This window comes from Pelosinus sp. IPA-1 (genome assembly GCF_030269905.1).
GTDB lineage: Bacteria > Bacillota > Negativicutes > DSM-13327 > DSM-13327 > Pelosinus.
The window spans coordinates 320,760-335,374 of the sequence record NZ_BSVC01000004.1; the positions used below are offsets into that span (position 1 = coordinate 320,760).

The following is a 14,615-nucleotide window of genomic DNA, read 5'->3' on the forward strand; positions in this document are numbered from 1 at the left end:
AAGCTCTCAATACAAGAAACAAACATTCACATAATGTTATTAGGATTGGTCGTAATTACAGGCATGAACGCCACATTTTTCACAGGAAAAAAAGTAGTAGATACCATCCCCATATAGCTCGACATCTCCAATATCAAACTGTGCGACAAACTTCATTAGTTGTTCACATTCTGGGCAGATTGGATAATCAATTTCATTTATACCTGTTGGCATGCCTCCTATTTGCGTTAACGGGACTTCAGCAAATTGATGAGCTGTGTATGTAGATTTTTTATGTTCTCTAGATAATTCTATACTATAATCAAAACGTTGGGTTATTTCTTCATCATTATTTGTAAATCGTTCAAAATTTTTCTTAAAAAAATCAGATGGAGTATTATGCAAATGCCATTTAACCTGGTCTCCTATTTGCTTCATAAATAAAGTTTCATAACAAGCGCAGTATAGACAAGTTGCCAATTTATCTTTTCCATCAAAAACCAAAGTAAGTGGTTGATGGCAATATTCACAAACATCTTCTAATGGTTTAAGATGAGAAGAATCTGAAATTTGCCCTTTTTCACAGCGTTGAAATGCGATGACCTTATTAGAAAACAACTGCTGAATTCCACCTCTTCCATCAGGATACCATCCACCGGTTTTAGCATATTCAATAGGAAGAATATGCAATTGTTCAGCCCATTTAGGAATTGATTGGGTACTATTATTTTGCAGAAATTCCAAACTTGTTTTACATGGAATTTGAGCAATGCAGGAAAGTATATGGTTTATTTCCAAACTTTCTGCTTCGTCAGATATGCATTGAATCAGATTTTTAGCAATATTTTCATCTGCACGTAAATATAATTCGCTATAATAATAGACTTTTTGTTCTAAGAGATAATTATAAAACTTAACTGGTAATTTATCACCACACTCATATGCAAATAGTGCAAGGTAAAGAAAGATATCAATTTTTTCATCCGCCTGCATACTATCATCGGCAATTGCAATATCAATAAAGTTAATTATCTCTTCATTTGTTAAAGCCGCATATTCCTGATACAAGGTACAGCTATTCGAAACCTCACCCATTATATGCTTTTTATACAATTCTTTAGCAATTCTCATATTTCATTTTCCCTTCTTTATTTCAAAAGAACAATCAACTTCCAAAGACATAACTTATTTCCCCTATCAATTTATTCATCAATTAAACTACTACTTTTCTTTTGCAAGGTTTATTCTATTAACATTATACATATCGAATCCATCAAGATGCCAAAAGTCCTTTAATCCAATTTTATTGTATAGATTGACTTCCTCTTTATATAGAGGATACATGCCTGATAGAAATACCTTATAATCGGGTAGTTCAATTGTATATTCTTCCTTGCTTAAAAATGAAGGTGTAAAAAGGAAATACCCTGCCATTTCAGACTCCTCACTAATTGGAGAATCAGTTGTAAATAAATCGCCATACGAGAATCTTTTTGCTCCTCTAAACTGTGATGCAAAGTAAGCTGATGCCAATCCCCAGGATTCGTCTTGTGTATCCAAAGAAACTATTAATTCTGGTCTTCCATACTTCCACTCAGGAAAATCTACTATTGAAAGACCATAAGTAATTGAGGTTAGACAACCTTTTTCTGGCAAATCGTAATAATAGAAGACATGAATTGCTGGCCCGTTGTCAGTAGCCTCTATCCTTTTTATAGTGTCTTCTCTACCAAACCTTTCGGTTAATGTATCTAAATATATTTCAGCTGTAGATTTCACTATGATCCCTCCCAAACATGAACGCACAAACACTCGCAACTAAATAAGCCTTAAAGGTTTGCCCTCATTGTTTTCAATACCTTTGTCCCAAACACTTCTTTTGATTGACACAATACAATTATCAATTCTTGGAGCAGTCAGTTTTCGCTTGTTTAATATGTCGAACATACCCCAACATTCTCCATCAATAATTAACCCTGTCCGACTTGAATCGTCAGTCCAAATTATAAAAACATCTTTACATTCCTCAATTGATGGATTTATTTGGTTGTAAATCCACAAGTGGTCACCAATTTCTCCGGATTCTCCATTTGTGTTGTATTTACATAGATACATATATCCAGTTTCACCGTTATCCTCAAAAATAGTAATCCATTTATTATCCGGAGACGGGCATTCTACCATAAAGCTCTCCTTCTGAGAGTCTAAATTTTTATTCATAACTACCATCCTTTTATAGCGAGGAGCTTTATATTTCCTTTTCAAAATTGATTAATTACATAATAACTTATTGCTGGAATTTATACCTCCACTAAAAGGTATAGATTTCCATTTATAAAATCAACAGACATGCAATGTTGTGATATTGTGGTAAAATATTATCATCTTAATACTAAATTAAAGTGGCGGTATCAAAATGAATGCAACTATTAATCGAAGACTATTTATTGAAAACATCTCCCCTATCCCTGTTGCTAATGGCGTATCAGTACTCATTGCTGATGGTATTTTATCGGTGGCTAGTTTTAGTCAAGGTGTTACAGGTAGGATGCCAGCTTATACAATAAAGGATGGCCAGGTATTCCTAAGTGAGGAAGAATGGAGTAAAGTTGTTTCTTCTATAGAAAATAGCATAGACTCATATACAGATATAAATATTTAAACTAAAGCGGATTCCTCTTAAGCTTTTAGAGTGATATTATATATACAAGGCGGTACATCCGCTTTTTTCTTTACCTATCTAATCGAACATACGTTTTTAAGGGAGGCAATTTCATGCTTAACATTGCGGTCTATTGTCGGGTTTCATCAGAAGATCAACAAGAGCGCGGTACTATAGAAAGTCAAATCGAATTTGCAACCAAATACTGCGATCTTCATCAAATAAATATAGTTAAGTGGTATAAAGATGATGGAATTTCTGGAACCCTCCCCTTCGAATCTCGCCCAGAAGCCTCTATAATGCTCCAAGATGCTCAAGAAAAAAAATTTAACACACTACTATTCTATCGTCTTGATCGCTTTGGTCGAAGTGCCAGAATTATATTAAATGGTGTTCACATTTTGGAGCAATACGGAATAAAAATAAAGTCCATGACGGAGCCGAAACATCCTATAGAGGAAAATACATGGGAAAATGCTCGGCAAAGAATTTAGCTGCCGATTGGTTAGATGAAAAAGTTTGGAACGATTGCGTTAATTTCAGCTAATAATCCTGGACAATTATTAGCTGACCTATCACCAGATGAACAAAAGAATAATTTTTCCGCATCTTATGTTGGATTTGCAAAAAAGCTTAGGAATAAGAAATTTACCACATAAAAAAAGCACCACGAGGGGTGCTTTTGGGTTAAACTTAAATTACTATCTTCACCTTATATATTGCAACAAAATCAGTAAATTCAACCCCCTTCCAAAGGATGTCTAAAGGTTTCCCAAAGGTTTATTAATCTAAATATAAAAATAGCACCCTTTTAAGGGTGCTTCTATGCTTTATTAGATAAGGGTGTAACTTGTCTTTGAGAACAATAATATTCATTTAACTTAATATCTAATAATTGACTTGCTCGAATCGCGTCCGGGGAGCTTATCCCTTTTCTAATGGCAATATTATGGAATTCATCGCGTAGCCTTTCTGTTTCTTCCCAAGGTTCTTTTCTAGTGACATAAGTCAAATCTATCGCCTCCCCTTTACTATAATGGTAATCAAGAAGGAAAAACCCGTATGTGATTTATATTAATAATTTAGATTAGATTTTTAATAAAACCCTATCTAGCACTCCATTAATCAAGTTACGCACAAAGTAGGTAATTAAAACTATATATAAGAAAAATAATATGACTCTCTGTAATAAAATTTAAATGGCTTTGATATAAAAAAACCGATAGATATCATATGTTTGTAAAATTTATTATTAAGTTCCATGCAAAGGGTTTATAACGGGTACGAGTTATCCTTATATACGTCTCTACAATTATAAATGCAATATAAAACCAAACATAACTCATTATAATTGATTGATAAGCACTTTCAAATAACTTTAAAGCATCTACGTCCACGATATCACTCCTATTAGCCGATTCGGCATAAGAATGTAATTACCTTTATATGGATGAATACTAGATAAATAAAAAAGCACCCCGAAGGATGCTTAAATGTTGAGCCCTCAAAATTTCTAAACTTCTTTAGATACTTTTACAGTGCTCTCTATTTAGAACGTTTTAATAACATAATTTTCATATTTGATTATCACTAACATACCTATTGTATAAGTCCTTGGCAGCCAATGTAATAATAGCAACCGAAACTACTATATTTGGTATACTTATGTACCAAGAATTTACTAGAGTATTTACCCCTATCAAAGCTATATTTAGCAAGGTTAAATAAAAAATCATAGCTACACCTCCAACATTATAATATGCACATTAGTTAGTAATAGTCTGATTTTTTATAGGTGCTGACGTATACAATATTTACCATGTAGCTTCCTAAAAAAAGAGCACACAGGTTTAATTTCTGATATAGTTTTTCCGTCTTGTAGTAGATCTTCTTCTGCTTCTTATTTTCCCATAAAAATCAATACTCATTGTTAGTATTCCCAATAGGGTCGCAATTGTTGTTAGTATTTTTTGTATCACATCGTAATCTACTCCTGCATGAACTCACCTCCTAATAAAATTTTCAGCGAAATCTTATAAGGGTTACATTTACAGCTTACCATAATTTATCACTAAAGTAAAATATTCACATATAACAAATAACGACAATCCTCTGTCCGATAAATAAAAACCGCCCTATTCGGACGGTAATAAGTTGCTATCCATAGCCGACTTATATAACTGGTCACTAGTTAAAGATGCTTTAAGAATTATAAATGATTCAGGAGATACTTTAAATTCACCATTTAGAAGAGTATTTATTTTCTCAGCTAAATCCAGTTGTCCTTTTTGAATCAATTCTTGTTGGATACCTTTTAAAAGTTGCTGATCCTTTGTTTGTAAATCATTAATCGCGGCCTCCAGGCGTTCTTCATACTTATTTGAATCAACTGCTGCTAATAATTGTTTTTTCGTTCTCAAGCCATCTAGGTAAGCTAATGAAGCTAATAGAATACTGATAAAAATAGATTCCATATTATCCCTCCGCACATAATACTTTAATAAAATAGTTATGAGCAAGTAGATAATTCTATGACTTGTTTTATGTAAAAAGAGAAGGCTGGCAGATAATTAGTCTGCAAATCCTTCCCATGAATTATTTATAAATATCCCCGTTTTTTTTATTACGAAAAAAGCAGTATATTGCTACCGACGGTAGCGTCGACGCAAATATGCTGTATTTCCTGCCAAGCCCCATAAAACCGGGATGATGTCTACTAGCAGCCAGGAAATAACACTAACCCACTATAATGATAAATAATAGGTCATCAGTCATGTATATTTGGTGCAATTGTCTCATTGTTTACCATAGCGGTAACGGCGGCGACCATGGCGGCGGACATCACTAGACACTACAGACAGAAATAAGAGGATATGCTATTAACAATAAAAAATACGAGAACACCTAAATCTAAAATTAACCTTCCGCCAGCACTCGTTGCTGGCTTTTCCTTATCCCGCCCATAAATCTCCGCTAGTTCTCCTTTAGTCATTTGCCATTATGCTTGCTCTCCTATCATTTTTGGTTAATTTTGGTATAATGGTACATAAGGGAGATGATTATTTGAAACGCATTGTCTTATTTACATTGGCATTATTATTTACATTCACAACTATTGGATTTGCCCAAAAAGGAATAACTTACGAAGTTGATGATTTTTTTTGGTTACACTTCCTGAGACTTGGGATGTGGAAGCGAGAGATTATAAGACTAACATGATAAACTTAATTTTTCCTAACCATTCATCTTCGATATATATCTATGCATTGCCAATTAGTGATATAAAAGACTTTAAAAACCTTGATGACCTAGTAGTTCGTAGTCAAAAAGATAAAGTTTTATTATATAGCCGAGCGGGTTTAGACATTAGATTACAAGAAAGTAGTAGCCTTTACATAGACAATCATGAAGCGAGACGAATATTATATTCTATTGAAGAGCATCCACCCCTTAAAAAGGCCTACCATCTTGAATATAAATGTCAATATAACGAATATATCTATTCATTTATTTTTGATGGCAACTACGATGATTTAGAAACTGATCAGCTAACTATTAAAGATATAATAGATAGCTTTAAACTACTAAATAAACAAGAAAACAAACATGGAATTACTAATATCTTTACTGTTGATTTCCCAGAAGATTGGACTGTAAAATCGTTTCGCAATTTGTTAACGAGCGGTGTCTCCCCTAATGAATTACCTAAAGTAACTATAACATTTTTCCCTATGATCCAAGAAAGTCTTGATGAATATATTGATAGGGTAAGGCGTAAGGAAAAAGAATCTATTCAGTTAGAGGATAGTCAAAATCTATATATTGACTATCGAGAAGCAAGATTGCTAATATATTCTGGCTATAATTCAAACGGGGTCAAATCTTATTATATAAACTGTCTTGTATATGGTGATCAAAATGTCTATTATATTTGGAGTACAGGAAATTACGACAATTTAGCAAACGACCGTAAATTCTTTGACGAAATAATAGCTAGCATTAAAATACTAAAGTGACTTGAGGAGGTCTTCATTTGAAACGCATTATCTTATTTACATTGGTCCTGTTATTTGCCTTCTCAACTACTGCGTTTGCTCAAGAAGAAAAAGCCTACGAAATTGGTGGTTATCTTATCGTTACATTTCCTGATGATTGGGAAGTATATCAAAATAATCATCAAGTGCATTCCAGCTTAATGTTAGCTGCTATTTCACCTAATAAAAGATCTGAACTAGGAATTTACCTATTTGACAACCAACATAGGAACATCGACGATGTTATAACTGAAACTCAAATAGGTATGAGTTTAGATAACGCTGAAACCTTAGAAGAAAGTGACAAACTGTATATTGATAACTACGAAGCTAGAATGTTATTGTATTCGCGCCCCATTGAAAAATCACTAATACAATACTTCCTTATGTATGGAATTATTACTGATCAAAAATGCTATCGCATTGAAGCTTACTATGATAATTTAAAAACTGACCGCAAAACTATTGATAAGATAATATCTAGCATAAAAATACTAAAGTAACCTTCCGCCAGCACTCGTTGCTGGCTTTTCCTTATCCCGCCCTCCCCAATATAACCTTTCTCCTACCATCCTCAGTTAACTGAACAAGCTTTGTTGAAAAACGAATCGCTCCACTTTTCTTGGGTAAAATAATTAGTAGAATGGTTATCATTCTTTCGATAGAAATATAGGAGAATTGTTTATATGATAGAAATAGCCCGAACCTTTCCCACGTCTGCCTCAGATGAGCAAATCGCTTACACCTTGAAGCATCTAACTTACGTTCGAATAGACAATTGGATCGACACAGATTTCAACACATTCGGTTGGTGGCTCCAAATTGTGCTGCTCGTTATTGCTTTATCTGTTTGGTGGAAACTGGTGGATAAAAAGCGATTACTAGAACTGACCTTTTATGGATTTGCGATAATGACGATTAGTATTTGGCTCGATGAGGTCGGATATGAGCTTGGAATATGGTACTATCCCGTCGATCTGATACCTGTCTTTTCACCGTCAACCGCGATTGATTATGTCATGCTTCCGGTCATATATGCGCTCGTGTACCAATACTGCAGCTCCTGGCGAAGTTTCATTATCAGTGTTTCTATTTTGGCTGATGTATTTAGTTTCATCCTTGAGTCTTTGTTGGAAAAGTTCGGTTTTTACGTTCCTATATGTTAGGAATATTACTATGGTTTCCCTATTTATATCGCTATAGGAATATTGGATGAAAATCGCAGTTGAAAAACTAAAAACTATTATGGAAAACCTCCAAGAGTAACTTGCTACTAGGTAAATATAATACGATTTTCTTTAATGCCTGTTCTTTTGAGCAGCCATTTTAAATTACTCCCACCGATTAATTACAATCGTCAGTCCCGCCCACACATCATTTTCTCCTATCGTATCGTAATTCAGCTCCCGAATCCCCTCACGGAACTCAGCTACTTGCCGAAATTGACTACCTGGACAATATTCCTCTGCTAGTGACTGCAATGTTTCTCCAGAGGAGCAAATATGTTGAATTGCCACAAGTACCAATACGAGAACAAATCGTCTCATTTTCAGGCCCATCTCCTTTTAGATTTCATCTTTAGGATTTTTAGTTTGACTCAGATTTTCCAAGCCACAGAATAAACTATATGCCACAAATTATTTATTATGCATCCAGTTATGTTCATCTTAACCCAATAACCGGCAGGGATCCTTATAGTCACGTCCAATGTTCTTAATATCTCGTAAATCGGGTAGGCTACGGCTTAACCCAGTCTTGATTTGGGATACCAGCTACATGTACAGCCACAACGTTCTGCATATAGCGCAAAAAAGTATAGTGACAATTGAAAAAACACAGCCATATGAAAGCTGTGTTTTATTTATATCCCACTGTCGAGCATTAGTTCTTTTTGTCGGAGGATTCTATGGATATTAAACGTCGTGTAAAGAACTTAGTAAAAAAATAAATTAGCACTTGCCCTACTCCACAAAGGATGGAGATATTATTCTATGATGGAGAACACCTTATTCTCCCCTGGGCGCTTTGAGCGTGAGGCAAATGAGTTTGCATGGCTGCTGTTATTTGATTATGAGGTTGCCAGGCTGATTATGATGGTGATATTGGTAGGTATGCTCGTGAGGAAGGGATTATGGAGTCGGTTGGGTATATGAAGAATAATATAGCAAAAACTTATTTTACCCCTTTTGCTTCCACAGGTCTCTATTATTCTGGAAAATGGTCTGAATATTTAATGCTTTCTATTATACTTAGACCTATTTTCCTCTTCTCTGTTGTCATAGAAGGCTTTGCTGCATACATTGCAAAACCATAGCTGGCATTTCCTCTAAATATCCGCATAATTGTATGTTCGTCTTGTACCCCCGCCTGACCAGACACCTTATATTCCAGTACAATATCAGAATCGGAAACGCGAAGAATATCGGTTTGTGCTTTATCACCGTAGGCACTACGTATATTCCGCTCTATAAAACTTGCATATTGCTGTGGTGTAATATTTCTCTGTTCTCTAATAAATTTAACGGTAATTAATTCTGTCCAATTTTCCACAGTTTCATTACCTGATACAAATTCTGTGATAGTACTGTTGCCTGTCTCTTGTTGAAAACCGATTTTCCAGCGAGGTTTGTCAACATTAAGGGTAAGATAATCCTTTTTCAAAAAATCAAATATATATTTTGTAGTGGTAACATCCTCATTTGAGCCCAATGACTTGCTCGTAGCCTCAATTCGAGCTTTATCAGCTGTTTGCAAATTTTCTAGACGTTTTTTAGCAAGTTCTATATTGGGATATTGCGCTGGGGCGTATTTTAGAAAATTTTGATACGATTCTATCGCTAAGTAATTTGCGCTTAATTTTTCATAAGACAACGCTAAATTCCAGTATGCCATATACATCTGAGGATTCATTCTAAGCGTTTTATTATATTCATTAATCGCTAATTGATGTTGTCCCTTTCCAGCATACGCTAAGCCACGAAGCCAATATAACTCTCCATTTTGTGGTTCCATTTCAATACTTTTTGTAAAATCAGCAACCGCAAGATCATATTGTTTTGTAAATATATATGTTTTTCCACGCTGCACATAAGCTTGCTCCATTTGCGGATCCAAATTTATGGCTTGATTATAAGCCAATATTGCATTTTCAAAATTTTTGCTAGTCTGATATTCATCTCCCTTTTCTAGCCATTGGGCAGCAGTGAACTCTGTTTCTTCTGCATAAACGACGAAAGTGGTCAGGAGTGTTACTAATAATACCACGCAAAAGATTAGTTTTTTATTTTGATCCACAATAATGGCCTCCCCCGTTTTTTATAAAACTCAACCTATTGTTATAATAGCCACCATAAATTAAAGTTCACAAGATTATTCTACCGAGTCAGTCCTACAATACTAAGGTATAAATTCCCATAATATACAAAGAACTCCTGCCTAAGTTACACAAAAATTTGACAGAAAATCTTTAGCGATTAGAGTGATACGGTTCTGCGATGCGCCGGTTCAAAACCTTGCTCAGCGAAGTTCCCACCCGCTATATGATGTGCCCTTAGATTGGCGCATACTCCGTCCGCATGACACCTATAGAAAAAGGATGTCTAGAAAGGATGAAACTCCATTTCTAAGACACCCATTTAGCAAAATTACTTGGAATTTAAGGTTCTTACCCCTTTTTCATAAATTAACCACAACATAAAAGCCGCACCAATTATATCGAAAAAGCCCATGCAAAGAAATATAGGGTTATATCCAAAACTCGGTACAACTTTACCAATCAAAAGGGAAAATAAAAAGGCGCTTGTCCATGCTGAGAAACCACGTATACCATTGACCGAAGCAACCTGATTGGAGTCAAAATTCTCCATAATCAAAACACCAAGCATCGCAGAAATCGCTGCGTGCCCAAAACCGCCAATTGATATTAGACCAATCGCTGCATATGGGCTATCAACAAAAGGAACAAAAGCTAGCGAAATCATAAGACATGCTCCTGATATAGAGCTCCAAATCGCAGCATTGTTGTTTGATAAAGAAAATTTACCACGATACATCTTTGCCAAATAGCCGCTAGCAGCACTTCCAATGTCGGCTGCTAAAAACGGCAACCAGGCAAATATAGCAATTTGTTTTAAATTCATGCCTCTTTCTGTCGCCAAATATAAGGGAACAAAAAAGCTCATTGTCTGCCATGCTGGTTCAGCCAGAAAAGCAGGTATAGCAACTCCATAGAATTTTTTTACTTTGCAAATGTCTTTAATACTAGTCCAAAGATTAGTTTTTAATGGTTCTGTTGATCTTACCGTCTCTTCATCTAAAATGTAAGCCTTTTCTTCTTCAGAAATTAACTTATGGTCCTTAGGATTGTTATAATAAAGTTTCCAAATACCTGCCCAGATTAATCCCATAAAACCAGTTACAACAAACGCAGCCTGCCAGCCATAATTTAAGTGAATCGCAATAACCAGCGGAGGTGCCAGCATGCCGCCGAAGGAAAATCCAACGCCTGCCCATCCGGCAGCAATGCTTCTTTCTTTAGATGGAAACCAATCCGTTAAAATCTTCAAGTTGGCAGGTACTGCGACAGACTCAGTAACCCCCATCAGAAATCTCAAACCCGCTAGCATTTGCCAACTAGTCGCCAGCGAATGAAGCATACACACGACCGCCCAAGCCGTAGCAAAAATGAAAAAACCAACTTTCAAGCCAATAAAATCCAGCGCCCATCCGCAAATGGGTTGAAAAATTGCATAGGCAGCTTGAAATGCAGCAACAACCCACGAATATTCCTGAGTAGACATATGTAAAATACGTTCCAATTCAGGTGCCAATATTCCTAATGAGTTCCTTGTAATATAATTGATAGTTACGCCTGCAATAAATAAGACCAGCATTGACCAACGCAATTGCTTAACTTTAACCATTTTTTCTCCTCCATTACGTATTGTGGGAGTCCATCAAAATACGATTAAATCGAAATCAAATCTTTACTTGCAAACATTACTTCTACACTTATCTTTTCTTGCTGTTCGGGTAAAGAAATAGAAGCAATCCCTGCTTGCGCATCATAATACCAACCATCTTTACTTTGTTTCCCATGAGCAGAATTCATAATTCTTAGCAGCATCTGTCCATTTACTCGAACTTCTAGCGGTGCCTTCTCAGGGCAAATCATTTGAATTTTTTCACTACTTACAGGACTTTGATAATTACCGCGGCGGAAAATTTCAACGTCGCAGACTTCCTTTTTAACAGTACAAATAATCTGTGTTGTACGATATTCTTTATTTTGATATTTCTGAGTATAGCCGTCGTCTTCATACATAGTAAACTCACCATCAGCGCTTGGTTCAATCAGGTATTTGATCTTGGTGATTTCCTGCGTTCTTAAATTCGTAATACCTTCTGTCATTGGTATAATGCTACCGGCTTTGATAAATAACGGAACTTTATCAAGCGATGCATCCACGGTAATTGCTTTTCCACCAGCAAAAACATTCCAAGTACCCCATTCGCGCCAGGTTGTACCTTCCGGCAAATAAACGTCCCGCGTGGTCGCTCCCTTTTCCAGCACGTTGGCAACCAAAAGGCTCGGGCCAAACATATAATCAAAACTTTCCTCATACACTTTGCTGTCATTTTGAAATTCGTACAGCATGGGGCGCATAATTGGCGCTCCTTCAATTGAAGCTTGATACATTAAAGAATATAAATATGGAATTAAGGTATAGCGAAGTGTAAGAGCTTCTCTTACATACGGAGTATAGTCCGGATACATCCAAGGCTCGGTCACTGTGTTATCATCATTACACGAGTGAATACAAAATCGCGGTTGAAAAACCCCTTGTTGAATCCACCGAACTAAAAGTTCAGGTTCGGGACGCGGTCCAGCAAAACCACAAACATCACTGCCTTGATTTGCTACGCCAGACAAGCCCATCCCTAAAATAGTTGGGATGTTAAATTTCAAACTGTCCCAACTTGTCCAGTTGTCACCACACCAAGTCGAAGCATACCGCTGAATCCCAGCAAAACCGGCACGATTCAATACATAAGGACGAATACCAGGCTTGGATTCTGTCATTGCTTCGTGGCCCATACGCGCCATCAGCGTTGACATGATTGGACGCAGTCCTCCTAATGGTTCTTGCTTGCCGTCACCGCAACATACTGCCATTACATCTTGCGTCTCATACTCGCAGTTATCATTCCAGATAGCCACTACTCCGTTAGAGATGAGCGCTTTGCTTAGCCCCTCCTTCCATAATTGACGCCCATTTGGATTAGTAAAATCAATAAAGGATGCAGGTCCACCCCAGAAACGATCAATTCTCGGCTGGTCTTTTTTAGAATCCTTTATATATGCAGACGCATCGGCAAACTTTTTGTATTGCGGATGAGTCAGTAGCATTCCTGGCTTTACATTCGGACATAATTCCGCGCCATTTTTCTGCAGTTTACTAATAAATCCTGCTGGATCAGGAAAACGATCTTGATTCCATTCAAATACATACCGTTTTCCATCCTTGCCGCTGGTATAGCCGGAAGACAAAAAGAATCCTTCGCAGGGAATCTCTTCTTCTTTGGCTTGCGCTATAAAGCCAAGTACTGCTTCATCAGATTTCTCCGCCAGTTCGGTATAATACATAGTTGACCCCATATATCCTAGGCTATAGCGCGGAGGAAGCACTGTTTTTCCAGTAATATCTGTATAATTGGCAACAACATCTTTAACCGCAGGCCCGTTAAAGAAAAACCAGTCCATTTCCCCTCCGTCAGCAACAAAGTAGGTATACGGAGCCCAATAGCCGCTGCGTTCTGCACCAACATCAAAAGTAGAGTCGTACGCATTATGATAGAAAATGCCATGAGCGGTTTTACTCTCTTTATTTAGTACCATATAAAAAGGAATATGCTTGTAAAGCGGATCAGCTTGACGTGGATCATAGCCAATCGTATCTTTGCTGCTCATACGCAAACGTCGCTTATCTTTATTAAGAAACCCTGTTTTTTCCCCGTAACCGTAATAACAATTACTAGGCTGTTTCACACTATAGTGATAAACACGCCCCAAATGATCTTTGCCATAAGCAATTTCTGGAACATCTGCATGTAGACACACGCCGCTTTTGTTATATACAGAAATAGCAAAAGGTGCTTTCTTTATTCTGACTTCTAACGAGTCAGTGTGGAAAATTACATTTTCTGCTGTTTCTTTCTGACGGGCTGCATATGGTTTTACCTTTGTCCTTTCACTTTTCATAAATTCGTCTAATTCGTCTTCCCATGCTGTCTTTACCAGAATATACGAACGATCCGGCAGAAACTTTTCATTCCAGGAAACCCGTACCCGAAAGATATCTGCACTAAGAAATATCATGCGTACCCATGCTTTATCAGTACGCATTTCAATAAGATCATCATTAACATTAATCTGTAATAACTTCATTTTTTTACCTCTTTTTTAGTACATTTTATTTGGTTGATTATTATCGACCTTTCAGTATGTGTCCTTTATCATCTCTACTTTCAACAAAATTCCGTTACCTGCTAGCACTAGTGGCCACAGCAGGAAAAAAGAAATAATCGCATAGATTCAACACTTTTGTCGCTGTTTATTTATTCAAACATTCTTTATATTTTGACATTTCAAGTTAAAAAAATAAGAATAAAAAACAGTTACTGGTTCGCACCTGCTAATATGCTTACTGATGAATGTACATTGAAACCTGTCATCCCAATGTTAACCTGAACCAAGAACAGCTCCTTTAATTTTCAGCTACATTCACTGGCAAGTTGTATTAAGTAAATCTTTCCACTCATTTTAGTTTCAACACTATGCCTAAATTATAGCTGTACAAATCTATAAAAAATATGTTTTATTTGCTCAAAAACTTGCAAAAATTGCTGTATAAAATATACTAGAGATAGGCTTTTCTAAT

General features: G+C 36.2%; 15 protein-coding genes. 6 read left to right on the plus strand and 9 right to left on the minus strand.

The genetic code is table 11. From position 1 onward, the window contains the following. Positions 1–39: 39 nt before the first annotated feature. The 3 genes from QSJ81_RS11330 to QSJ81_RS11340 form a co-directional block, all read right to left on the minus strand. Complete coding sequence (locus QSJ81_RS11330) at positions 40–1,110, minus strand: hypothetical protein (protein ID WP_285717498.1); 1,071 nt, start codon at positions 1,108–1,110, stop codon at positions 40–42. A gap of 90 nt (positions 1,111–1,200) precedes the next feature. Further along, the gene (locus tag QSJ81_RS11335; protein ID WP_285717499.1) at positions 1,201–1,758 is read right to left on the minus strand and encodes a suppressor of fused domain protein; all 558 of its coding nucleotides are present in this window, start codon (positions 1,756–1,758) and stop codon (positions 1,201–1,203) included. A gap of 39 nt (positions 1,759–1,797) precedes the next feature. Further along, positions 1,798–2,199 carry a DUF2251 domain-containing protein gene (locus QSJ81_RS11340; protein ID WP_285717500.1) on the minus strand — a complete coding sequence of 134 codons (402 nt, stop codon included), beginning with the start codon at positions 2,197–2,199 and terminating at the stop codon, positions 1,798–1,800. Positions 2,200–2,395: 196 nt separating this feature from the next. On the opposite strand from QSJ81_RS11340, the gene QSJ81_RS11345 reads away from it, so the two are divergent. Next, complete coding sequence (locus QSJ81_RS11345) at positions 2,396–2,641, plus strand: hypothetical protein (protein WP_285717501.1); 246 nt, start codon at positions 2,396–2,398, stop codon at positions 2,639–2,641. A gap of 113 nt (positions 2,642–2,754) precedes the next feature. Further along, on the plus strand, positions 2,755–3,135 hold the full coding sequence (locus QSJ81_RS11350) for a recombinase family protein (protein ID WP_285717502.1): 381 nt from the start codon (positions 2,755–2,757) through the stop codon (positions 3,133–3,135). A 329-nt stretch (positions 3,136–3,464) separates the two neighbouring features. On the opposite strand, the gene QSJ81_RS11355 is transcribed toward QSJ81_RS11350, so the two are convergent. Both QSJ81_RS11355 and QSJ81_RS11360 read right to left on the minus strand, forming a co-directional pair. Continuing rightward, positions 3,465–3,653, minus strand: coding sequence for an aspartyl-phosphate phosphatase Spo0E family protein (locus QSJ81_RS11355; protein ID WP_285717503.1), 189 nt, complete (start codon positions 3,651–3,653; stop codon positions 3,465–3,467). Positions 3,654–4,776: 1,123 nt separating this feature from the next. Next, on the minus strand, positions 4,777–5,115 hold the full coding sequence (locus QSJ81_RS11360) for a hypothetical protein (RefSeq protein WP_285717504.1): 339 nt from the start codon (positions 5,113–5,115) through the stop codon (positions 4,777–4,779). Positions 5,116–5,802: 687 nt separating this feature from the next. Between QSJ81_RS11360 and QSJ81_RS11365 the strand changes: the two genes are divergently transcribed. The 3 genes from QSJ81_RS11365 (at position 5,803) to QSJ81_RS11375 (ending at position 7,841) form a co-directional block, all read left to right on the plus strand. Then, complete coding sequence (locus tag QSJ81_RS11365) at positions 5,803–6,657, plus strand: hypothetical protein (protein WP_285717505.1); 855 nt, start codon at positions 5,803–5,805, stop codon at positions 6,655–6,657. A 17-nt stretch (positions 6,658–6,674) separates the two neighbouring features. Continuing rightward, positions 6,675–7,178 carry a PsbP-related protein gene (locus QSJ81_RS11370; protein ID WP_285717506.1) on the plus strand — a complete coding sequence of 168 codons (504 nt, stop codon included), beginning with the start codon at positions 6,675–6,677 and terminating at the stop codon, positions 7,176–7,178. A 183-nt stretch (positions 7,179–7,361) separates the two neighbouring features. Further along, positions 7,362–7,841 (plus strand): CBO0543 family protein, encoded by a 480-nt coding sequence (locus QSJ81_RS11375; RefSeq protein ID WP_285717507.1) that lies wholly within the window; start codon positions 7,362–7,364, stop codon positions 7,839–7,841. A 165-nt stretch (positions 7,842–8,006) separates the two neighbouring features. On the opposite strand, the gene QSJ81_RS11380 is transcribed toward QSJ81_RS11375, so the two are convergent. Continuing rightward, positions 8,007–8,222: a LysM peptidoglycan-binding domain-containing protein gene (locus QSJ81_RS11380; RefSeq protein ID WP_285717508.1), complete on the minus strand. Its 216-nt coding sequence runs from the start codon at positions 8,220–8,222 to the stop codon at positions 8,007–8,009. A gap of 444 nt (positions 8,223–8,666) precedes the next feature. Here QSJ81_RS11380 and QSJ81_RS11385 point away from each other — a divergent pair, with 444 nt between their 5' ends. Then, entirely contained in the window at positions 8,667–8,828 is a 162-nt protein-coding gene (locus QSJ81_RS11385; protein ID WP_285717509.1) for a hypothetical protein, read from the plus strand. Between the two features lie 52 nt (positions 8,829–8,880). Here QSJ81_RS11385 and QSJ81_RS11390 read toward each other — a convergent pair whose 3' ends face one another. The 3 genes from QSJ81_RS11390 to QSJ81_RS11400 all read right to left on the minus strand — a co-directional run bounded on the left by QSJ81_RS11390 (position 8,881) and on the right by QSJ81_RS11400 (position 14,122). Beyond that, positions 8,881–9,969: a tetratricopeptide repeat protein gene (locus tag QSJ81_RS11390; protein WP_285717510.1), complete on the minus strand. Its 1,089-nt coding sequence runs from the start codon at positions 9,967–9,969 to the stop codon at positions 8,881–8,883. 350 nt (positions 9,970–10,319) lie between these two features. Beyond that, a complete protein-coding gene (locus QSJ81_RS11395; protein WP_285717511.1) occupies positions 10,320–11,597 on the minus strand; it encodes an MFS transporter in 1,278 nt (425 codons plus the stop codon). 44 nt (positions 11,598–11,641) lie between these two features. Further along, positions 11,642–14,122: a glycoside hydrolase family 31 protein gene (locus tag QSJ81_RS11400; RefSeq protein ID WP_285717512.1), complete on the minus strand. Its 2,481-nt coding sequence runs from the start codon at positions 14,120–14,122 to the stop codon at positions 11,642–11,644. Positions 14,123–14,615: the final 493 nt, after the last annotated feature.

What these genes read in the sequence shown, in the direction of transcription:
- QSJ81_RS11345 (WP_285717501.1), top strand. Translation starts at nt 2,396, where the DNA reads ATGAATGCAACTATTAATCGAAGACTATTTATTGAAAACATCTCCCCT.
- QSJ81_RS11350 (WP_285717502.1), top strand. Translation starts at nt 2,755, where the DNA reads ATGCTTAACATTGCGGTCTATTGTCGGGTTTCATCAGAAGATCAACAA.
- QSJ81_RS11400 (WP_285717512.1), bottom strand. Translation starts at nt 14,122, where the DNA reads ATGAAGTTATTACAGATTAATGTTAATGATGATCTTATTGAAATGCGT.
- QSJ81_RS11385 (WP_285717509.1), top strand. Translation starts at nt 8,667, where the DNA reads ATGATGGAGAACACCTTATTCTCCCCTGGGCGCTTTGAGCGTGAGGCA.
- QSJ81_RS11340 (WP_285717500.1), bottom strand. Translation starts at nt 2,199, where the DNA reads ATGAATAAAAATTTAGACTCTCAGAAGGAGAGCTTTATGGTAGAATGC.
- QSJ81_RS11380 (WP_285717508.1), bottom strand. Translation starts at nt 8,222, where the DNA reads ATGAGACGATTTGTTCTCGTATTGGTACTTGTGGCAATTCAACATATT.
- QSJ81_RS11330 (WP_285717498.1), bottom strand. Translation starts at nt 1,110, where the DNA reads ATGAGAATTGCTAAAGAATTGTATAAAAAGCATATAATGGGTGAGGTT.
- QSJ81_RS11395 (WP_285717511.1), bottom strand. Translation starts at nt 11,597, where the DNA reads ATGGTTAAAGTTAAGCAATTGCGTTGGTCAATGCTGGTCTTATTTATT.
- QSJ81_RS11375 (WP_285717507.1), top strand. Translation starts at nt 7,362, where the DNA reads ATGATAGAAATAGCCCGAACCTTTCCCACGTCTGCCTCAGATGAGCAA.
- QSJ81_RS11360 (WP_285717504.1), bottom strand. Translation starts at nt 5,115, where the DNA reads ATGGAATCTATTTTTATCAGTATTCTATTAGCTTCATTAGCTTACCTA.